General features: G+C 45.2%; 19 protein-coding genes and 1 tRNA gene. 14 read left to right on the top strand and 6 right to left on the bottom strand.

Features of this window, described 5'->3' with window-relative positions:
* Positions 1 to 2 precede the first annotated feature (2 nt).
* The gene (locus OZ401_RS09230; protein ID WP_341467940.1) at positions 3 to 941 is read right to left on the bottom strand and encodes an ABC transporter ATP-binding protein; all 939 of its coding nucleotides are present in this window, start codon (positions 939 to 941) and stop codon (positions 3 to 5) included.
* Positions 942 to 1,000: 59 nt separating this feature from the next.
* A complete protein-coding gene (locus OZ401_RS09225) occupies positions 1,001 to 1,501 on the bottom strand; it encodes an HNH endonuclease (RefSeq protein ID WP_341467939.1) in 501 nt (166 codons plus the stop codon).
* A gap of 266 nt (positions 1,502 to 1,767) precedes the next feature.
* Between OZ401_RS09225 and OZ401_RS09220 the strand changes: the two genes are divergently transcribed.
* From OZ401_RS09220 to OZ401_RS09190, 7 genes are all read left to right on the top strand, one after another.
* A tRNA-Gly gene (locus OZ401_RS09220) sits at positions 1,768 to 1,840 on the top strand.
* A gap of 53 nt (positions 1,841 to 1,893) precedes the next feature.
* The gene (locus OZ401_RS09215) at positions 1,894 to 2,286 is read left to right on the top strand and encodes a hypothetical protein (protein ID WP_341467938.1); all 393 of its coding nucleotides are present in this window, start codon (positions 1,894 to 1,896) and stop codon (positions 2,284 to 2,286) included.
* Positions 2,283 to 3,317, top strand: coding sequence for a glycosyltransferase family 4 protein (locus OZ401_RS09210; protein WP_341467937.1), 1,035 nt, complete (start codon positions 2,283 to 2,285; stop codon positions 3,315 to 3,317). The genes OZ401_RS09215 and OZ401_RS09210 overlap by 4 nt, the downstream gene beginning before the upstream one ends.
* Before the next feature lie 65 nt (positions 3,318 to 3,382).
* The gene (locus OZ401_RS09205) at positions 3,383 to 5,776 is read left to right on the top strand and encodes a GAF domain-containing protein (RefSeq protein WP_341467936.1); all 2,394 of its coding nucleotides are present in this window, start codon (positions 3,383 to 3,385) and stop codon (positions 5,774 to 5,776) included.
* Positions 5,777 to 5,790: 14 nt separating this feature from the next.
* On the top strand, positions 5,791 to 7,536 hold the full coding sequence (locus OZ401_RS09200) for a peptide ABC transporter substrate-binding protein (protein ID WP_341467935.1): 1,746 nt from the start codon (positions 5,791 to 5,793) through the stop codon (positions 7,534 to 7,536).
* An 8-nt stretch (positions 7,537 to 7,544) separates the two neighbouring features.
* Complete coding sequence (locus tag OZ401_RS09195) at positions 7,545 to 8,423, top strand: GNAT family N-acetyltransferase (protein ID WP_341467934.1); 879 nt, start codon at positions 7,545 to 7,547, stop codon at positions 8,421 to 8,423.
* A gap of 32 nt (positions 8,424 to 8,455) precedes the next feature.
* Positions 8,456 to 9,679: a glycosyltransferase family 4 protein gene (locus OZ401_RS09190; RefSeq protein WP_341467933.1), complete on the top strand. Its 1,224-nt coding sequence runs from the start codon at positions 8,456 to 8,458 to the stop codon at positions 9,677 to 9,679.
* A gap of 61 nt (positions 9,680 to 9,740) precedes the next feature.
* On the opposite strand, the gene OZ401_RS09185 is transcribed toward OZ401_RS09190, so the two are convergent.
* Both OZ401_RS09185 and OZ401_RS09180 read right to left on the bottom strand, forming a co-directional pair.
* Positions 9,741 to 11,099, bottom strand: a complete 1,359-nt coding sequence (locus tag OZ401_RS09185; protein ID WP_341467932.1) for a glycine--tRNA ligase — start codon at positions 11,097 to 11,099, stop codon at positions 9,741 to 9,743.
* 395 nt (positions 11,100 to 11,494) lie between these two features.
* On the bottom strand, positions 11,495 to 12,439 hold the full coding sequence (locus OZ401_RS09180) for a universal stress protein (RefSeq protein ID WP_341467931.1): 945 nt from the start codon (positions 12,437 to 12,439) through the stop codon (positions 11,495 to 11,497).
* 208 nt (positions 12,440 to 12,647) lie between these two features.
* Here OZ401_RS09180 and OZ401_RS09175 point away from each other — a divergent pair, with 208 nt between their 5' ends.
* From OZ401_RS09175 to OZ401_RS09165, 3 genes are all read left to right on the top strand, one after another.
* Positions 12,648 to 13,226, top strand: coding sequence for a P-loop nucleotide/nucleoside kinase family protein (locus tag OZ401_RS09175; protein ID WP_341467930.1), 579 nt, complete (start codon positions 12,648 to 12,650; stop codon positions 13,224 to 13,226).
* Between the two features lie 189 nt (positions 13,227 to 13,415).
* Entirely contained in the window at positions 13,416 to 14,084 is a 669-nt protein-coding gene (locus OZ401_RS09170) for an ABC transporter ATP-binding protein (RefSeq protein WP_341467929.1), read from the top strand.
* The gene (locus OZ401_RS09165) at positions 14,077 to 14,880 is read left to right on the top strand and encodes an ABC transporter permease (RefSeq protein WP_341467928.1); all 804 of its coding nucleotides are present in this window, start codon (positions 14,077 to 14,079) and stop codon (positions 14,878 to 14,880) included. The genes OZ401_RS09170 and OZ401_RS09165 overlap by 8 nt, the downstream gene beginning before the upstream one ends.
* On the opposite strand, the gene OZ401_RS09160 is transcribed toward OZ401_RS09165, so the two are convergent.
* Positions 14,881 to 16,497: a thiamine pyrophosphate-binding protein gene (locus OZ401_RS09160; protein WP_341467927.1), complete on the bottom strand. Its 1,617-nt coding sequence runs from the start codon at positions 16,495 to 16,497 to the stop codon at positions 14,881 to 14,883. It lies immediately after the preceding gene.
* A 13-nt stretch (positions 16,498 to 16,510) separates the two neighbouring features.
* On the bottom strand, positions 16,511 to 17,176 hold the full coding sequence (locus OZ401_RS09155) for an RraA family protein (protein WP_341467926.1): 666 nt from the start codon (positions 17,174 to 17,176) through the stop codon (positions 16,511 to 16,513).
* A gap of 297 nt (positions 17,177 to 17,473) precedes the next feature.
* On the opposite strand from OZ401_RS09155, the gene OZ401_RS09150 reads away from it, so the two are divergent.
* The 4 genes from OZ401_RS09150 (at position 17,474) to OZ401_RS09135 (ending at position 21,982) form a co-directional block, all read left to right on the top strand.
* On the top strand, positions 17,474 to 18,667 hold the full coding sequence (locus tag OZ401_RS09150; protein WP_342398974.1) for an acyl-CoA dehydrogenase: 1,194 nt from the start codon (positions 17,474 to 17,476) through the stop codon (positions 18,665 to 18,667).
* A gap of 24 nt (positions 18,668 to 18,691) precedes the next feature.
* Complete coding sequence (locus OZ401_RS09145) at positions 18,692 to 20,467, top strand: PHA/PHB synthase family protein (protein ID WP_341467925.1); 1,776 nt, start codon at positions 18,692 to 18,694, stop codon at positions 20,465 to 20,467.
* Between the two features lie 288 nt (positions 20,468 to 20,755).
* Entirely contained in the window at positions 20,756 to 21,073 is a 318-nt protein-coding gene (locus OZ401_RS09140; protein WP_341467924.1) for a hypothetical protein, read from the top strand.
* A gap of 123 nt (positions 21,074 to 21,196) precedes the next feature.
* The gene (locus tag OZ401_RS09135; protein WP_341467923.1) at positions 21,197 to 21,982 is read left to right on the top strand and encodes a hypothetical protein; all 786 of its coding nucleotides are present in this window, start codon (positions 21,197 to 21,199) and stop codon (positions 21,980 to 21,982) included.
* Positions 21,983 to 22,063: the final 81 nt, after the last annotated feature.

The raw sequence follows: 22,063 nt of genomic DNA, 5'->3' as shown, positions 1-22,063 counted from the left end.
TTTTAACGTATTAGATCTAAATAGACATCTTCTAGAGTTGCCGTTTGCTCTTCTACATACTGAATCTCAGCCCCAAATTCAACAATACATTTTACCAATTGTGGATTCTGATTATCAGGGTCATCGAGCGATATGTACATATTATAAACGTTTTGTGCATCTATATTAATAGATTCCAGTGCTACTTGCTGCACAAATGGTAATTTGCTAACTTCTGATTGCAGCCCCGCAACTTCCGAACGCAATTGTACTCTAACTCTTCGAGAATTGACCCCAAAACGACGGCGAAGGTTTCTAGGAGAATCGATTTGAATCAAGCGGTTCTTGAAAATCCCAATGCGCTCACAAAGCTTGTCAGCTTCATCCATGTTATGGGTAGAAAGAAAAATCGTGCGTTTTGTATTCTTTAAAGTAACAATCGCATCCCGTACAGTTTTGGCAGATTCGGCATCCAACCCGGCAGTTGGTTCATCCAGAAACAAGATTTGTGGACGATGTAATAAAGCTCTACCGATTGCCAGTTTTTGTTTCATGCCTTTACTAAAAGTAATAACCTGATCATCCCGCCTATTCCACAAGGATAACCATTCAAGCACTTCCTGTACACGCTGTCGCGCCTCAGCTTTCGAAAGAGTGTACAACTCGGCATAGAAAAGCATATTATCTAAAGCGGATAATTGCTCGTACAAACCGGGCGTTTCAGTGAGCAAACCGATAGAAGCACGTATTTTATCGTTTTGACTACCCAACTCAAAGCCGTTGACCCATGCTTTACCGCCACTGGGTTCGATTAAACCGGAAAGCAAACGAATAGTAGTAGTTTTTCCAGCACCGTTTGGACCTAGAAAACCAAATATTTCGCCATCTGCTACCTCAATTGTCAGGTTTTCGACGGCATTTAAGCTGCCGAATCGCTTGGAGAGCCGTTCGGTTTTAATCATTGAGATTTAGAAATAAGCGGGCAATAAACAGAACAAGTTACAACCCGCCGACCAAGTTATCAGGTTCTTATATATCTAGCCCAGGTCTCGTTACCTTTGGCTTGACCTAACAAAACTACTGTAATATATGCCGGTTTTACGGGAGCAACCCGGGGGTACATTTTTGCTTCTGCCGGTAACTTGTTGCCCTTTTTCCGATTGCAGTTTACACAGGCAGCAACAACATTTGTCCACTCGGTTTTACCACCACGCGACTTGGGTAAAACATGGTCAATAGTAAGCTGATTATCCACAACCCCACAGTACTGGCAAGTATAGTTATCACGTGATAGAAGGCTGCGTCGGGAAAGTGGGAGATTAAAGAAACGAGGAACCGGAACATAAGTCACGAGACGAATTACCAGCGGATAAGGGAAAGAGGCTCTTTCCGCTCTTAGTTGCCGCTCCACACTCGCCTCAATTACTTCGGCTTTTTCTTTTAGCAGCAGTACGACCGCTCGCCTTAAAGAAACAAAACTGATAGGCTCGTAAGTAGCATTCAGCACTAAAACCTTGCTCATTGGCTATCCTTCTTGACTCAGCGCGCCTACAAGTGGCAGTTGCATCGCGTTGTAATCACTATACCGGCAAGCCTTACAATGACTACCGGCTTTCAATGAAGTATCCCATTTTTTTAAGAGCTGTAGATTGGGCAATCCATATTGATTTGCCCCTATATATTGTATGAGTCCAATTAGCTATTGTCAACACTATGTTGCAATGTTTCCGATTTCCCGATAAAGAATTGACTGGCTTTTATAGCTCTGTTATAATCATAAAGTTACATGCGGGAGTAACTCAGTCGGTAGAGTGTCTGCTTCCCAAGCAGAATGTCGCGAGTTCGAGTCTCGTCTCCCGCTTTTCTTAAGACCTTTCCAACCGGAAGGGTTTTTTTGTTTCAGGAGGGGGAGAATTGCAAACATCGGATGAGAATGTAGCAGAAGTATTGAACCGCTTGCGAGAAGAAGTACGCTTACGCCGCGAAAGGCTACACGGTTCGGAACTGAGCGAACTACGCAGCGTGATAAAACAAGCAAATGAGCTTTGGAATGTCAGCGCCCATCTTCCCATTACATGGGGCACACCACCCCTAATCGGGCGGGCGATTGCATATGCCAAACGCATAACCCGCCTGTTGTTGCGCTGGTATATTAACCCCATCGTAGAGCAACAAAATAATTACAATGCCGCTACCACCCGCGCTTTGTTACAACTCAATGCCTATCTTGAGCAATTAACGCGGGAGGGACATGATATGGAACAGCGAATTGCTTCACTGGAAGAACAACTGAAGCAAAAAGCATGAACATAGTCATATGCGCCAGCCAAGTTCCTTTTGTGCGTGGTGGGGCAGAAGAATTGGTGGATGGGCTGGCGAGTGCGTTGCGGGAAATCGGACACCGGGTGGAAATTGTCTCGCTACCCTTCAAATGGTATCCACGAGATGAGCTTGAACGCCAGCCTGTTTTGTGGCGTACTCTAGACCTCGAAAAGCTAAACGGCAGAGTGGTTGATCTAGTTATCTGCACTAAATTTCCTACATGGGCAGTACGCCATCCTCGAAAAGTTGTTTGGTTAGTTCATCAGCATCGCCAAGCTTATGACTGGTATGGCACACCCTTAAGTGATTTTGGTTTGAGTGATAAGGATAGGCGCGCTCGCCGAGTAGTAATGGAAACTGACTCCTTGGGTATCGGAGAAGCCAACGCCGTTTTCACCATTTCTAAAAACGTTGCAAAACGATTGCTTCGTTATAATGGGTTGTCTGCTACACCACTCTACCCCGCTCTTAAACATACCCTTTACCATAATAGTGGGTATGGGGATTACATTTTCTCGCTAAGCAGGCTGGATAGCGCAAAACGGCTTGATATTTTGCTGGAAACAATCAAGCGCAGTCGTAGTGGAGTTCGGGCTATTATCGGCGGAGCAGGTCCAGATGCGCAAAAACTGAAGGAGAAAGCGCACGCACTTGGTATAAACCATCGGATAGAATTTACAGGGCGCATAAGCGAGGAAAAAGCGGTGGAATTATATGCAGGGGCGTTGGCAGTTTATTATGCGCCGCTAGATGAAGATTATGGCTATGCCACACTTGAAGCAATGCGTAGTTATAAGCCGGTACTCACTGCTCCCGATAGCGGCGGCGTACTGGAATTTGTAGAAAATGAGATAAACGGTTATATTTGTGGCAACCCTATCGAATTTGCCGACAAATTAGATCGTTTATATTCAGACCGGGGTTTAGCTGCCAAAATGGGCGAGGCTGGCTTTAAAACCTCAAGCCAGATTCCAACTTGGATACAAATTGCCAATACTCTTACCCAAATAAATTAAGAATCTTCCCCGACATGCTATAATGTTCTACAAATCTCTGGAATAGTTTCGAGGGAGTTTTATAAATGACATCAATCAAAGTTGATAATGTGAGTAGGCTTGTTACTTCCTTAGACCTTATAAAAGCTCAGGTCGAGGAACATTGGCGTGAAGAATGGGAAAATGGAGTCGCCCAAACTTTTTCCAAAGCTAAAACACACAATATAAGTCAACTACCTTACCAATTAGAAGGCACAGATTACATACCGGGTGAAGCGAGCATTGCCACGCTTACCTACATCGAAAATATTCCAAGACCTATCTATCCCCTTCAACTTCGCGAAGAAAATTCAAATTCATCGGTCAGTTTTTCAGCGCATAATATTTACCCCGGTTATTTTAGCAAGCTAATCGACGCGCTACGAACCGATGACCTTGAAGGATTCCTCGAATTTATGAGCATGGAGGGAGCAAAATGGGCGCTGGTAGAAATTCCGGTAGATGATCTTAGTTCACAGGCACTTTCCTATTTTCAGGAAATCAACGCCGAACTACTTATCAGCACTATTCTTGAATATGATGCCGAATCTCGAATGGAATTAACTCGGCAAATGAACAAAATTAACCGCCAAGTATATTCCAGCCTATTAAAGGGTTATATGGAAGGGCATGACCGTTTGGTAATGCGTTCCCTTTCTTCCCACCATTCTCCGGCGGAAGACTTGAACGCCAGCCCCTTATCTCGTTCAGGTGGCGGTTTCCGAGAACAAGTGCGGCGTTCACTGGATGAACTAGAAGCGCTTCACAAAGTTAATAACGCCGTAAATAGTAGCCTTGACCAAAATTCAGTGCTTGATCTTACCGTGCAGGCAGTTGCAGAAGTAATGGGCTGTGATATTTGTAGTATTTATGTCTATGAACGTGAATCGCAAAGTGGGCAGGAAAAAATGGTGCTACGGGCGGCGCATGGACTTAACCAGCGTAGCATTGGCACGATGGAAGTATTGCTAGGTGAAGGAATTACGGGCATTGCTGCCAAAGAAGGGCGACCAATATCGGTTTACGATATGTGGGCAGATAGCCGCTTTCAATATTCTCCGCAACTAGAGGAAGACTCATCACGTTCAATGTTGAGCGTACCTATCATCCTATACACCCGTGAGAAATTAGTAGGCGTAATCGGAGTTCAATCGCGCATTTATCGCAGTTGGACTACCGAAGAAGTGCGCTTTCTAGAAATGGTTGCAGGCGAAATTGCGCTGGCAATCGAAAACTCCCGACTATATCAGCAAACCGATGAGCGTTTGCGCGAAAAAGTACAGGAACTTTCCACCTTGCAAAGGGTTTCCAAACTCATTGCCGCCACGCTTGATATTAACTCGGTACTGGAATTAATGGTACAACAGGCGGCAGAACTGGTAAAAGCCGAAATGGCTTCCATCTATGAGCTAAAAGAAGGCAGCAATTACCTAACGATTGTCGCCAGCCATGGGCTTAGCGGTGATTATGTTAAAAATATGCAGGTAAAATTGGGCGAAGGTCCCGTGGGGCGTGCTGCGGAATACAACCACTCTGAACATGTGTGGGATGCTCACTTTGAATTGCATCCGGGCGAAGAATATCTGATTAATGACCAATATCGTGCTGCTATGTGCGTACCGCTGGTCGGAGCGGAACAGGTTATATTGGGTGTAATCTGCGTTTATACCCGGCAGCAGCGTCATTTTAATGAGGAGCAAATCCAGATTATCTCTTCCTTTGCCGATCAAGCTTCAATCGCCATACAGAACGCACGTCTCTATGAGGAAGCCCAGCGCGGTTTGACCATCAAATCGGCTTTATTACAGGAAATGCACCATCGGGTACGTAACAACCTGCAAACAGTAGCGGCATTACTTTCGATGCAAATGCGCCGGGTACATGATCCACAGGTTGTGCAACCGCTTTCGGAGAGCGTAGCGCGTATTCAAAGCATTGCAGCAGTTCATGATTTATTATGCCGCGAGGATATCGGCGTAACTACAGTAAACGCGGTTGCTAAAGAAATAACCGATATTGCCAGCGTCAGCCTTGTGCAGCCGGATAAACGCATCCGGTTCAAAGTAGATGAAAGTAAAGTGCCTATTGCCAGTAAAGAAGCTACCTTACTCGCAATTCTGGTGATGGAATTGATTTCCAATGCAATTTTCCATGGTTTTCGTGACAAAAATGAGGGTGAGGTGCGTATTAGTTCTTTTATAAGCGAAGGGCGTACCCACGTCATCATCCGTGATAATGGAAGAGGCTATCCCACCGAATTTGACCCTTCCGGCACAAAATCCGGTTTGGGTTTGCAGATTGTACACACCCTTGTAACCAAAGACCTACAAGGTACTTTCCAAATGGAAAATATCAATGGGTGGGCAACCGCTACTATCACATTTAATAGTGTTTATGGTCTCATTAATGATAATGAGATTGATACCGGATTAATTGCATGAGGAAGTTTGACAAGATGAGACCTGCGCGACTACGTCTCAGCTTAAAAAAGTCTGTGGGCTGGCTTCTGATCTTATTGGTATTGTCACAATTATTGCTGGCTTGCGGAGAAGATAACAAAGCGGTAACACCGGGCATAACCGCTCCGGTGACTGCATCTACCAGTGGTGTAAAAAATACCGCTGCAACAACCGCTGCTACAGCTACACCACCACGCACCACTAACGTTGCTGTGCCGACTCCTACATCCCCGCCTAATTTGGTAACATCAAACCAGACTTTGACCTTGATCGGTGGGAATATTAGCACCCTTGATCCGGCGCTTGCGGGCGATACTGTTTCTAGTTTCTTTACACGCCAGATTTTTAGTGGGCTACTAACACTCGATAAAGATATGAATCCGGTTCCCGACCTTGCCCTCGCTATGCCGGATGTCAGCGCGGATGGAACTGTCTTTACTTTCCGGTTACGTCCCGGCTTGAAATTCCACAGTGGCGCACCGCTTACTGCCGATGATATTAAATATAGCTGGGAACGCGCCGCCGACCCCAAACTTGCTGTGCCTTCCCTTGCCAGTAGCCTACCCGCCGCCAATTATATGAACGACATCGTGGGAGTAAAAGAAAAACTAGAAGGTAAAGCTACCGATATTGAAGGCATTAAAGTGTTGGATAGCCTTACGTTACAGGTTAAAACCGATGCACCCAAGCCCTTTTTTCTAGCAAAAATGACCTCTAACACCTTTATGGTGGTCAACAAGGCAACAGTAAGCGCAGGGTTTGATAAACCGGATGGCAGCGGACCATTCAAGGTAATCGAATATCGCAAGGATGAAATAATGCGCCTAGCGCGCAACCCAGAATACCAGAATGGCGCACCCAACCTGATACAGGTGAACATTTTGCTGGGGTCAGCGGCTTCAAATCCACTCACCCTATACGAACAGGGCAAAATTGACTTTGTTTTTACCTCCGGAAATGATGTAGAGCGTTATCTCGACAAGAATAATCCGCTGAGTAAAGAACTAGTTATCAAGCCGCAACTCGATTTGCAGTATGTGGGTTTTAATAATCGTCTCAAACCTTTTGATGATCCTCGTATCCGGCAAGCTTTTAGTCTGGTAGTGGATCGGGCGCGTATTGCGCGGGTTATGTTTGAAAGCCGGGTGGTTAAAGCCGATTCGATTTTACCACCGGGAATGCCCGGGTATAGCGGTAACACTGGTTCACTATCTTATGATATTAACCGAGCGCGTGATTTAATCGCCCAATCAAGTTACCGTAGCGCACAGAATCTACCAAAAATTACAATTTATTCTACCGGTACTGCTATGGCGGGGTTACTACAGCAGGTGTACCAACAAGCCTTTGGCATCGAAGTAGAAGTTCGCCAACCGGATTATAAAGATTTTCAAGCTGGTCTGGCAGCAAGCCAATTCCAGATATATATTGATGGTTGGGCTGCGGATTATCCTGATCCTGAAAACTTCCTACGCACTTTGCTTGGTAATGGAAGCGCCTATAACGATAGCGGTTACAATAATGCCGAATTCGATAATTTACTTAAACAGGGCGATGAACAACGCGATGCACAAAAAAGGCTTGAAATGTATGCCAAAGCCGAGCAGATTGCTTTGACAGACGCGCCGATTTTACCGCTCTATCATAGTGTTAGTTTTCTACTCGTAAAACCTTATGTCAAAGGTTTGGAATTAACTTCATCCAGCATACTTAGCCTAAAAGATGTGTATATTGTGAAGTAGGTGCGTTGTTGTTCGAGCAATTGCGGCAGCGATTTGGTGGCGACCCAAAATATAAACGCGGCTCATCCGATATCGTAGAATTAACGACAGCAGATGTAGCTACTATAAATTTGGGTTGGAATAGCCGATTTAATAGCTCGACGTTGCGCAATCAATTAATGTTGTATCCGGGTCTCTCTCTGCGAGTAGTCGGCTCACAGGATTATATAATCGGCGATTTATGGAGAAGGCACGAAGAGGTGGGGCATATTACCGAAGTGCGGGCACGTACCCACCGAAAAGAATTACTTGAAAGTTTGGAAGCAGAATTCCGGCAGCGTAAGTTGCGGGCGGTAGTTGTAGCGAATGATGAACATGCCGAGAATCCTCGCTTTTATATGGATGCAGGTTACATAGTCCTGGAGAATATAATTTATTACGACAAACCAGACACTATTGTGTATAACTCCTTCCGGGGTGTACCACTTTATACCATCCCATATAATTATCTGATGGAGGAGGATTTATTAATAGTTGACCATGCTGCATTCCCTTGGTTGTGGTGGAACAGTCGGGAAGAGATGGGCTTCTATTCCAAACAACCCGATGTTACCATTCAAATTTGTTATCGTAGCGAAGACAACAAACCAGTGGGTTATTTTGGATTTACCATGTATGAGCGCTGGGGACACCTAGATCGCTTAGCGGTAACGCCGGAATTTCAGGGGATGGGCTACGGTGCATATCAGCTTTCAGTTGCGATCAAAATGATGGAGGCAAAAGGAGCGCGGCGCGTCACACTCAGCACACAACTTACCAATCATCAATCACAAAGGCTCTATGAAAGATTTGGATTCCAGAGAGTACAGAACCTTGAATACAATCTTATAGGGCGTTGGATCGATTAATAACAATTTAGTAAAGGAAATAAGCGTCCTTAATGCGTATTTTGACATTATCGTGGGAATACACCCCAAATGTAGTGGGCGGTTTGGGGAGACATGTAACTGAATTAGCACCGGCACTTGCAAAGTTAGGAGTCGAGGTTCACGTACTAACCCCGATGTTAAAGGGTGGGGATAGTTTTGAACATACTACTAAAAATATATACATCCACCGGGTAGAGCCACCTCAAGCAGACTTTAACGATTTCTTTTCGCTAGCTTGGGAAACCAACCTCAAGCTACAGGAAGCCGCCAATCGGTTAATTGACCATTACAAGCTACAAAACAAACAGTTTGACCTTATTCACGTACACGATTGGTTGGTAGCCTTCACCGGGGGCGCACTAAAGGAACAATATCACATTCCGATGATTGCCACTATCCACGCCACCGAACGCGGACGAGGACGTGGCTACCTTCCGGGCGACCTGCCACGCGCTATCAATAATGTTGAATGGTGGCTTAATTTCGAAGCATGGCGCATCATCTGTTGCAGCGAATATATGAAGTCCGAAGTAATGGATTATTTTGAAACACCTGCCGATAAAATTGATATAGTGGTTAATGGGGTTGACACTGAAAGATTTGATTTGTTGGAAGGTGAAGATTTAAGCGAATTCCGCTCTCATTACGCTTTGCCAGAAGAGAAAATTATATTCTATGTGGGACGGATGGTCGATGAAAAAGGCTTGCGCCCATTAATCGAAAGTGCGCCATATGTGCTCCGAACCACTCCAAATGTCAAGTATGTTCTGACAGGCACAGGTCCGCAATTGGAAGAATACAAGCTTTTAGCTAAAACATTGGGGGTAAGTCACAAATTTTATTTCACCGGCTTCATTTCAGATGAAACCCGTGACAAACTTTACAAAGTAGTGGATGTAGCGACCTTTCCAAGTCTATATGAACCATTCGGAATAGTGGCATTGGAAGCAATGGCAGCACGCACCCCTTTAGTTGTTAGTGATACCGGCGGAGTGAGCGATGTAGTGAAAAATCACGAAACCGGAGTTAAGGTTATTTCCAACGATCCATCCTCTATCGCTTGGGGAATCTTGCATACCCTCAATAACCCTACTTGGACGACAGCGCGGGTGGAAAACGCTTACAAGGCTGTCAAGGAACATTATAACTGGCAGGGTATCGCAGCTCAAACTATCGCTATTTACAAGCGAGTTTTGCGCGAATATAAAGAGAGCGGTTGGGGCAAAAAAGCTTAAAAAGCCGGGCACATACAATAAACTATTTATCCAGCATATAGCTGTGCCCGGAATGCCTAAGCTAATCTAATGCCAGTTTTCCCTCTAGCATACTGCTAAGCTCGGCAATAGGAACGCGAATTTGTTCCATTGTGTCACGATCGCGAATAGTTACAGCGTTATCCTCTAAGCTTTGAAAGTCAACCGTTATACAGAAAGGTGTACCGATCTCATCCTGTCTGCGGTAACGCTTGCCGATGCTTTGGCTTTCATCATACTGTACTACCCATTTGCGACGTAACTTCTTTGCCACTTCTTTGGAGAGATTTACCAATGGTTCCTTCTTACTGAGAGGTAGCACCGCCACCTTAACCGGGGCTATTGCCGGATGTAGGTGAAGCACAATCCGAGTTTCATCCTTATCCGGTTCTTCGGCATAGGCATCAATCAGGAAGGTTAGAGCAGTACGGGTAGCGCCTGCTGCCGGTTCAATCACATAAGGTACTATGTGCTCTTTGGTTTCCTCATCAAAGTAGCTTAGGTCTTTACCGCTATGCTTGGCATGTTGGGTAAGGTCATAGTTGGTACGATTAGCAATACCCTCTAGTTCGCCCCAACCCCACGGGAACTCGTACTCCACATCGCTGGTGGCTTTAGAATAGAACGAAAGCTCATCTTTGGTATGTGGACGAATACGCAGGTTCTCTTTCTTTATACCGTATTTCAAGTACCATTGAAAGCGTTCTTCTATCCAGTAGCTATGCCAGTCATCATCACTACCGGGCTTTACGAAAAACTCCATCTCCATTTGCTCAAATTCGCGGGTGCGAAATACGAAGTTTCCCGGCGTGATTTCGTTACGGAAACTCTTGCCAACTTGGGCAATACCAAAAGGCAATTTGCGGCGCATGCTGCCCAGCACATTCGAGAAGTTATAGAACATACCCTGTGCGGTTTCGGGGCGCAGGTAAGCCACCGAAGCGGTATCCTCCACCACACCCACAAAAGTTTTGAACATCATGTTGAACTTACGTGGGTCAGTTAACTCGCCGCCACAGTTTGGACAAAGCAATTTTCCCGCTGCATCGCGTTTGGTAGCACCATATTCTGCCTCGTAATTGCCTTCCAGCAAATGATCCTCGCGCCAGCGCATTCTACAGTTTTTACAATCTACCAGAGGGTCTGTAAAGTTGCTGACGTGTCCGCTGGCTTCCCATACTGCGCTTGGACCGAGAATGGAAGCTTCCAGCCCTACAACGTCCTCGCGTTCTTGTACCATTGCCCGCCACCACAGGTTGCGCACATTTCGTAGCAATTCTACGCCCAACGGCCCGTAATCGTAGGTGCTGCCAAAACCACCATAAATTTCACTGCTGGGAAATACAAAACCTCGTCGCTTACACAGGGAAACGATTGTATCCATTGTGACATTACTAGCCATTGTTCAGGTGAACCTCCCTAATCATACGATTTGCTCCATTTTCAGAGAGTTCAGGCATACAAAAAGCTCTCGCCTCCGAGCCTGTAGCCCCTGAATCGGTGCTTTCACAGCCCGGGGACGAGAGCTTAACGTTAAACTCGCGCGGTTCCACCCCGGTTGAAATCCTTGCCTTCGCTTGATCGAAAGGCTCCAAAGGACTCCCCCTTTTTTTACAAACCGGCTCCGAAGCCCCTTCCACGCATTTCTTCCCGCTGCCCTCTCAGCCAAACGCATTTTATTGCGCCGGGTACAGTTCTCTGTTTTGGAAAGAATAGATACGCTTACTATTCTTCATCCTTGCCGTTATTCAATTTGGTTTAAAATATTATCACTTTCAAGCTTTTAATGCAACCGTTCTAATGGGTTTTGATTTCTTCCAGATGCCCGGCATGGCGGTTGATTATCAAAACCGGAACTTCGCTCTTGCGCAAAACTTCCTCGGTCACACTCCCAAGAATAGTACGACCTATACCGGTGCGAGTGTGCGAAGCCATAACTATCAAACCAGCGTTCACGGTATGGGCATGGCGTATAATTTCCGGCGCGGGTTGCCCCTGTACAACATGGGTTTCGATATGATGTGTAGGCGGCAAGCGGTCGGTCTCAACCGTTAGGAGATAATCCAACGCTTCTTCTTTTAATTCTTGCGAAGTAAGCCCGCGTGGGAAATACCCCCCGACCGTAAGCGGCGCAGATTCTACCGCTAATTCCTCAAGCGGAGGTAAAACCTCGATTAAATGCAAAGGCGCATTATAGATTTCTGCCATTAATAGCGCGGGTTTCAACGCCACTTCTGCCAGAGATGAGCCATCCAGAGGAACCAGTACAGGTTTTTTAAATATTTCAGAAGTAATCAGTCGGAAAGCTTCAGAAAGATCGGTAGGCTCTTCGTGTTTAGGATGTATCAGCAAAACCGGGCAAATAACCTCATGCAATACTTTGGAAGCAACATTGCCGCTGAATAATCGACCCAAACCAGAACGCCCATGTGTACTCATTACTATCAGATCAGCTTTATAGTCCTGAACTGTCTCAACTATTTGCTCAACAGGACTGCCATTAGCTACCAACAAGCGCACCTGATATGGCGGTTGGTGGTCGGGTAAACCTTGCCCGTTAAGAAATTTTTCAAGATTTTCAAGATAATGCCGGGCTTCGTTGGAAGAACCGTATTCACCATCTTCTACTACTCTTAGTAAAAGAAGTTCGGTTTTAAATTCGGCTGCAAGCAATACCGCAAGGGGTAAAGCTTTTTCAGAAAGAGTGGAGCCATCCAGCGGAACAATTATTTTAGTGAACATTTCTCTCTCCCTGTTCTGTTCAGCACAGCGGTGCCAATCAGTAATTTGAGGCAATTTAATTATACCTTTTTTTCTAGAGCCTGTATAGATCAGGCTTTCTGAAAAGCTAAAATTGCCTTTATTCCCTACTTGCTTTATATTTTTGCTAGATTTGTTACAGTTGTGCTATTACAAATATCAGAGTCTAAATAGGAATTCTACCAAATATATGTCACACGATATGTCATTAATTCCGTTGATTATCATTTCAGGTCCACCCGGTAGCGGTAAAACCACGCTAGGCAGATGGTTGGCAGAAGAGTTGCGCCTACCTTTCCTTTATAAAGATGGGCTAAAAGAAATATTATACGATACGCTAGGTTGGAGCGACCGGGAACGGTCAATGAAATTGGGAGTAGCCAGCATCAGCCTGCTTTACTATACGCTAGAAGTAGAATTGAAAGCCGGAAACGCCTGTGTAGTTGAGAGCAATTTCTTGACGGAGTACGCCACCCCGCCTCTGCTGGAATTGAAACAGCGTTACCCTTTCCGGGTTTTCCAAATCCAATGTTACACCGATAATGAGGCGTTATTCCAAAGGTTGCAGGCTCGCGCCGCTTCTGCCAAGCGTCATCCCGGACATGGTGAAGCGGGCATATTGGCTGATTTGACACCCGCAAGGCTGGTCAGCCGTTACGAACCTCTTGAAATCGGCGGCGAGTTGCTATGTCTAGATACCACCGATTTTGCGCAGGTGGATTACGCGAGAATAAGCGCACAGGTGCATCTATTCCTTGAAACAAGCTGAGAGATGCGTGGGTAAATTCGAGTTTATACAAAATAGAACATTAACAACCGAATTTAAAAAGAGTATTCTATATAAGGAAAAGTCAGCATCGCTGTAATCTAAAGCGTTGGTTAGAACAACTTCTTCCATCTTTTTTAATTTTTAGTGTGTAAAGTAGTATTTGTTTTACAAAGCGGAAAAATACAAATTATGATAATCGAAACAAAGAACCTCAGTCGGCAGGTTGCAGATAAAATCCTAGTCGAAGATATAAACATTCAAGTAGAGCAGGGTGAGGTTCTGGCAATTATCGGACCGAGCGGAGCAGGAAAAACCACCTTTTTAAGATTACTTAACCGTTTGGACGAGCCAACTTCAGGTACTGTTTATTATGAAGGGAAAGATTACAGAAGTTTACCGCCTGCAATTGTGCGTCAGCAAATCGGGATGGTCTTGCAATCGCCCTATCTTTTCCCCGGTTCAATTGCTGAGAATATCAGTTTTGGACCTCGCCAGCGTGGAATAACCCTCAGTTCTGAAAGAATTAGCTGGCTTTTGGAAAGAGTGGGGTTGCCCGGTTATCAGGAACGCGCTATTAACAATCTTTCCGGTGGTGAAGCTCAAAGAGTTTCGCTGGCACGCACTCTGGCTAACTCCCCAAAAGTATTATTGCTGGATGAACCTACCTCAGCACTTGATTCAGAGGCTGAGCATGAAGTGGAAACCCTCTTGAGCGGTATTATTGCAGAAGAGAAGCTAACTTGCCTTATCATCACCCATAATATGGCACAGGCTGCCCGAATTGCCAACCGCGCTTTGTATCTGGTTAAAGGAAAATTAGCTTCAATTGGCACAGTAGAGGAAATTATACATGCTTAGCAACTTGTTTAAAGATCAGTTCATGCTGGGAATTTTTCAAGCAGTCGCCACAGTTACATTAGTTTTGTTGGTCACGTTAGGCGCACGTTGGCAGAAAATCCACCTTGAAAAAGAAGTAATCGTTGCACTAATTCGCGGGATAGTACAAATAGTGCTGGTGGGGTTGGTACTGGTATTTGTATTCAAGGGACCCGGTTGGATTAGCGTATTTATATTGCTGGCAATGATTATTGCAGCCTCCTCTATGAACTATCAAAGAACTAAAACCATACCCGGCGCATTCTGGGTCTCGTTCTATGGAATCGGACTGGGCGCAGGCGTGGTTATCTTATTGATGGTATTAATTGGGGTGATTGATAGCGCCTCTATTTCGGTTATTCCGGTGGGAAGTATGCTAGTCGCCAATGCTATGAATGCTGGAGCACAAGCATTAGAGCGTTACAATTCGGATGTAAAGGCACATATCGGACTCATTGAAGCGGGTTTGGCGCTTGGCGCAACTCCTGAGACGATGGTCGCGCCTTACATACAATCGGCGGTTCATTCCAGCCTGATACCACGTATTGATAATCTCAGTTCTTTGGGGATTGTATGGATACCGGGTTTAATGACCGGTATGATATTGGCAGGGAGTGACCCAATTTACGCAGCTATTTACCAGTTTGCCGTAATCGCTATGATTTATGCCGCTTCGGGCTTAACGTCAATTACCTCAGTATTGCTTATACGCGCCAGAACCTTTTCTACTGCCCAACAGCTAATTCTGCGCCCGATTGAGGTCACTAAGGTAAAATAATCAGCCGCGCAACGCATTAATCATAGCTTGATAAGGCGTAGGGTCTATTTTTGCAGCAATTAGCACCGGCCCGTTACAATCGGCAGTATCAGCCAATACTTGCAAAAGCTCGGCTTCGGTAGTGGCAGTTTTGGCAACTAAACCTAACGCAGTGCCTAACATTTCCCAATCCAACTGTCCCATCTGCACCCCGGTGGGGGCATAACCGCGTTGCAATTGCTTGATTTTAATCAGGCTCAATTCTGCGTCATCAAACACTACCACCCGGATTCGCAAGTTTTCGCGTACTGCCGTTCTTAATTCTGCTAGGCACATTTGCAAGCCGCCATCGCCTGTAAAGGCTACGACTGCTTTAGTGCGATCTAACAAAGCCAGCCCGATTGCAGCAGGCAGCGCAAAGCTCATAGTAGCCAGCCCATTGGAAATCAGCACGTTATTGGGATAATTTGCACGCCACAGCGCCATTACCGGAAACATATGCGCCCCCGCATCCACTGTTACGCGCTCATTGGGAAACGACTTTGCCACTAGTACTACTACCCGATGTGGTAATAAAGCGCCGCTTTTACCTTCAGGGCGCATTGCTTCTAGCTGAGTTTGTACTTCCTGAGAGAGCTTGTAGAAATCCCACCCGTTTTTTATCGCAAGGTTAGAACCAAGTAAGGTTAAATGTTGGGCAATATCTCCCACCAATTCCGTAGTGACGGGCAATTGCTTTTGTTCTATACCCCAACTTGAGCAACTGATAAGCGGCTGAGGATAATCCCATTCTTTTGGAAGTAACTCCACCGGGTCTAAACCTATCGCGATAAACAAATCGGCTTGCTCTAAAATTGGTCTCTCCAGCGCACCGTTTGTCAGCACTCCGGCAAAACAACGATGAACATCAGGAATGACTCCTTTTGCTTTATAAGTAACCAAAGCGGGAATGTTATATTCTTCGCATAGTTGGCGTATGGCTGCCGCTGCCCCGAACGACCGCGCCCCCAAACCTATTAAAACCAACGGTCGGCGGGCTTCTTTTAATAATTTCTCGAGTGCAGGCGAAAGCTTGGTGACCGCTAAATCGGTTACAAACTCAGATTGAACCGGAATAACGGCAGGTTCTAACATTTTGTATTTTGCTTTTGTAACATCTGCACTGATGTCCAGATGTACCGGTCCTTGAGGTAATTGGGTAGCGGTGGTAAGCGCTTGCATAAGGGTATGCGCTACGTCAGTCGAGCGAATTTCAGAAGTCCACTTGCAGATTCCACTGAATATATCTGAATGTGAAATAGTTTGATGCTGCATCACTGCCCGAATACTCTCAGGGTGAACGTCACTAAATACCAGTAACGGTATTCGCTCTAGATAAGCGTTAGCTACCCCATTTGTTACCGAAGCTGCACCCGGCCCAAGCGTAGTCAGGCAAGCGCCGGGCTTACCTAGCGCTTCAGCTTGTGCGCTTGCCATAAAAGCGGCAGCTACTTCAGTTTGAGTTAGCACAAAGGGCAAATCGGCTTTCCCGGCAGCTTCAATAATATCTATATTACTGCCACCACCCGGCACTCCAAATAGATATTGTACGCCCGCATCCTTAAGTGACTGTACCAGATAATCTGCAACCGTAGGCATAACGCACTCCGTCTTACATGTGCTTTAAGGTTTGGGCAATTGCGCCGAATTGTTGCCCTTGCTTGAGCGCGTCTTCAAATTGCATGTCACGCGCCGTTAGCTCTTCGGCTATTTCCAACACCTGTTCAATTCGTCCGGCAGGAATTACAATACTGCCCGTAGTATCTGCAACTATATAATCTCCGGGATTAATTTCTACCCCATCTATATATATTGGTATATTAATTCCGGTTACTTTGGCACGTCTTTTACCTGATAGCGGAGTTACATGACGGCTACCCAACCACAGCCCTGTAGCACGAATCTCATCCAAGTCCCGGCAACCACCTTCAATCAGTACTCCCGTAATATTCCGGTTTGTAGCGGCTCTAGCAGCTAAACCGCCAAAAGTCGATATTTCGTAGCCGCCCATATCAATAATTAAAATTTCCCCTGCGCCGCCAGCAGCCAAAATTGCGCCAACGTTAAAATCTTCTAGCAGGTGGTCGCCTAGTTCTCCGGTAACTTCTTTTACGGTAACCGCTCTACCCGCAATACGTCCTATACCGCTTCGATGTTGTAGACCTTGAATCACACCGGCTAATTCTAATTGATCAAGTGCATCACTCCATGTGCTGGTGGCTATAGCAACACACCTCACCAACAAATTTTCAATATAATTATCAGATATTTCAGTCATAGCCACCTCAACTTAAGCTGGAATTTCGGATAAATAAAGGATTTGCATGTAAATTGTTCTTCAGGGATACTAGCAGAATAATTAAGGGTTGTAAATAAACGTAGTAACAAAAACTACCTCATACCACGCTGCTTGTGGCGGCGATGGTTTATTCTCTGAATCACTTTGGGTTTTTCCGGGTCTATACTTGTTAAACTTGCTTGAAGTGCTTATAATTGTGGGAATGAGCAAGCTTTTGCAGGAAGAAGGGAAATTTAACCTTAAATTGTCCCGGTAGCAGGAGGAGTAAAAATAGAAATGGCTGCGACAGTCACTACCCCTAAAACCCCAATGCCCTCTGCCATTGATTTATATAATATTGATCATCTTCTCAGTGAAGAAGAGCGTATGGTACGCGATACAGTACGTCGCTTTGTGCAGGAAAAAGTAAACCCGGTAATCGGTGGACATTTTGAAGCAGGTACATTTCCGCGTGAGCTAATACCTGAAATCGCCGAATTAGGTTTGTTGGGAATGCATTTGGAGGGTTACGGATGTGCCGGGTTAAATGCGGTGAGCTATGGCATAGCTTGTCAGGAACTGGAAGCGGGCGATAGTGGGATTCGCTCTTTCGTATCGGTACAAGGTTCACTGGCAATGTTTCCAATTTACAGCTATGGCTCGGAAGAACAAAAACAGAAATACCTCCCAAAAATGGCAAGCGGTGAATTTATCGGCTGCTTTGGTCTGACCGAACCGGATTTCGGCAGCGACCCCTCCGGTATGCGCACCAACGCTCGGTTAGAGGGGAATCAGTACGTTTTGAACGGTAGCAAAATGTGGATTACCAATGGAAGTGTCGCCGATATAGCGGTAGTGTGGGCTAAAACCGATGAAGGTATTCGCGGTTTTATTGTAGAAAAAGGCACTCCCGGTTTTACCGCTAACGATATAAAGCATAAACTCTCATTACGTGCTTCTGTTACCTCAGAACTGCATTTCGATGATTGCCGCATCCCGGCAGAAAATGTTTTACCAAACGTTAAAGGCATGAAAGGACCACTTTCGTGCTTGAATGAAGCCCGTTTTGGTATAGCATGGGGTGCAATGGGGGCGATGCGCGCCTGTTACGAAACGGCATTGGAGTACGCCAAAACCCGGGTTCAGTTTGGAAAGCCTATCGCCGGATTCCAATTGGTACAACAAAAACTGGCGATTATGGCAACGGAATTAACTAAAGCACAATTACTTTCACTACAACTTGGGCGACTTAAGGATGAAGGCATTTTACATCCTGTGCAAATCTCTATCGCTAAACGCAATAACGTAAGGGAAGCTATCAAAGCTGCCCGCGAAGCTCGTTCAATTTTGGGCGCTAATGGCGTAACGCTGGAGTATCCAATTAGCAGACATATGAACAACCTTGAATCTGTTTTCACTTATGAAGGTACTGACGATATACATACCCTTATTATAGGACAGGCGATAACCGGAATGAACGCATTCGCCTGATTTTAGAGGAGTGGCACACATACGATGCAACCGCAAGATTGGACTAAATTGGTCGAACAGACCTTTAAAATACCTAGCCTTAATGGACAAAGTAATCAACCTGATCCTTGGATGTTAATGATTGATCAGTTGTGGGAGGCAAACCCCTACAGTAAGCTATTGCCGCTCGACCCGGCTGAAATCATGCATTCAATGCAGCAACTCTGGACAAGTATGTTTAGTGACCCCTCCAGAGTATGGGCAAATTATACCGACTATTTACAGCAGTATAACCAACTCATGGTAGCAACCATGCTGAAGATGTGGGGGCAACCCACCGGTCCGGCGGTTGAGCCAGAGAAAGGTGACAAACGTTTCAACTCGCCAGACTGGCAGCAAAATATCGCTTATGACGCTTTGAAACAGACCTATTTGCTAGGTGCAACCACCCTTCTGAAGTCCGCAGGAAGCTTGAAGGGTCTTGACGATAAGCAGAAGCGGCGAATCACCTTTTATTTACGCCAGTTTCTGGATTCGATTAGCCCTACCAATTTCTTTTTCACCAATCCTCAGGTCATTCATGAAACCATTAAAAGCGGTGGCAAGAATCTGGTAGATGGTTTGAATAACCTGCTCAGGGATGTAAAAACCGGTCAAATTAAAATGACCGATACTGACGCCTTCAAACCGGGTGTTAACCTAGCTATTACCCCCGGTCAGGTAATCCATCGTAGCAGATTGGTGGAGATTATTCAGTACAAGCCTACTACTGAAAAAGTCTATTCTATTCCCGTCTTGTTCTTACCGCCATGGATTAACAAGTACTATTGCCTTGATATGCAACCCGAAAACAGCCTGATTAAGTTTTTGGTGGATAAAGGCTTCACCGTATTTGTAATCAGTTGGAAAAACCCGGATGCCCAAATGGAAGATATTGGGCTTGAGGGCTACCTTGAAATGGGTCCGTTGACCGCTATAAAAGTTATCAAAGAGATAACCGGAACAGATAAAATCAATACAGTTGGCTATTGTATCGGCGGCACTTTGCTTTCTATGACCGTGCCTTATCTAAACGCTATCGGTGATGATACTGTTAATTGCACCACTTTCTTTGTTACGCTACAGGACTTTGAGGAAGTGGGCGATACTTCAGTTTACATTGACGAGCAGTATGTTACTTTCATTGAAGGACAGATGATGGCGCGTGGCTATTTGGACAGCAAAGAGATGGCATCAATGTTCAATGTTTTGCGGGCTAACGACCTGATTTGGAGCAACGTAATCAATAACTACATGCTCGGCAAAGAGCCTCCCGCTTTCGATTTACTGTACTGGAATGCTGATGGAACCCGTATGGCGCGTACCGCACATTCCTTCTATCTGCACAATACCTACCTTGAGAATAACTTGGTTAAACCCGGCAAAATCATTCTTAAAGGTGTGCCGATTGACTTGGGTAAAATCACTCAGGACGTTTATGCGGTAGGTACGCAGCAAGATCACATTGTACCTTGGAAATCGGCATGGCGTATTACCAAATTGGCGGGCGGTAAAAAACGCTTTATAGTGGGTTCAAGTGGGCATATCGCGGGTATTATAAACACTCCTTCCAAAATGCGGGGTTATTGGACTAACGAAGCAAGCGCAGAAACGGCAGAGGATTGGTTCAATAAAGCGCAGCCGCAGCAGGGTAGTTGGTGGTTTGACTGGGCGGAGTGGCTTAAAGCTCGCGCCGGAGAACAAGTATCTCCCCCGCCAATGGGCAGCAAAACTAATCCACCAATATGTGCTGCGCCAGGCACATACGTATTAGAAAGGTAAATAACTCGTTGTCCAATCCCTCCTATTGAAAATGAAGGGGGGATTAACTTTTAGGGTAGTTGTTGCCAAAAACGGAACTATCGTGCTGCTAAATGCGTTTATAACAGTGTAAGGTGAGAATATTTCTCTTACTAATAGTTATCATAATATTAATCGGTTTTATTATTGCACACCTGAGAATTTGCCGATCCTTAATGGAAAGGCATCAAACTGTTAAGGAGAAACAATCGGTACAAACGCTACAAAGTTGCAGCATAAGGTGTGGCAGAGTAAAGAAGCCGAATAAATATGCTGAAGAATACTCGATGCGGCGTGTTTCAGGCAAAGGAATCGGTCAAAATGTGGGTTAGTGAAGCCTTAGCCACTAAAGCTGCAAAAAAAAGTAGCCACGTTAAAGATAACAGCAGTTTTATTGTGGTTTATTATCCCCAACGCGACTCATATGCTTACTTTGTGAGCGAAGCATGGGCAAAACACGATGGAATATGGGAGCCGTTCGAGATAGTTGCAAGATATAGCAAGAAGCATTGGTATAGCAATTGGAAATGCGAACAGCCCGCTTCTAGCGAAAACAAATTAAAAACAAGACGTGGTTACACAAGTTAATATAGGTTACTAGGAAAGGCTCGGTAAATAAGTACCGGGTCTTTCCGGTTTACAGAGAGTCTAGGGTCTGTTAAAGTAATAATAGCGTTTAAGGTATAGATCATCCAAATTTGAATGGATATTATGTCAAGTGAGCCAACGGTGGCGGAAATTCACAAGTTGCAAGGTTTCATGGAAGAAACCTATACACTTATGAGCGAAGCCGAAAAAAAATTAATAATAACCTCTAATACCGAAGAGCGTGCCACAATAAGACAAAAAATTTCGGATTACGAGCGCTACCTAAGCAAATGGCGACAGGAGCTAGATGATTTATTGCACCTAAAAAGTGAAGAACATACCGAAGAAGAAACTCAGGAAGAAGAGCCGGATAAAAACTTTGGGGCTGCCTATTTCTATGAGCTGGCAAGAAAAGCCTTTTCGCAGGGGTTCTTTCCACAAGCAAAGGCTTTGGCGCAAATTGTAAGAGAGCAAGAACCTTATTATCCGGGATTGGAGGCATTTGAACATGCCGTCCATACTGCTTTCGATTCGTCTGGACTAATCTGGGATGAAAGCTTATCGAAAGAACCCTCCCGCCAATCTACAAAAATATCATGGGTGGATCGTCCCCGTACATGGGTGTTGGCTGCCTGTGCGGTGGCTTTAATCTTGATAGTTGCTACCATTACGATCTTGCTAACTAATCCGGCTAATCAAGCTAGTTCTGGTAATAAAGCAACTACTACTAGTATTCGCCTGTATCCAACTCTTAATGTGGTAGTCCAACCTCCTGCGACCGAAGCCCCTTTCCTAGTGCCAACCCCAACCGTTCCAATTCAACCAACCGTTCCACCCGGTCTGGATGATATTATCACCACTGCTAGCAAACCAACATCGCTGCCCTCACCAACTCCAACTAAACGCTAAATAAAACATCTATACTGGAGCCAGAAATTCAAAAAAGCTTGATAGAAACCTTGCATTGATACTAGATACAGTTCAAAATCA

The organism is Candidatus Chlorohelix allophototropha (assembly GCF_030389965.1).
Taxonomy (GTDB): Bacteria; Chloroflexota; Chloroflexia; order Chloroheliales; family Chloroheliaceae; genus Chlorohelix; species Chlorohelix allophototropha.
Note: the sequence above shows the minus strand (reverse complement) of the source record. Positions and strands in the feature narration are given on the sequence as shown.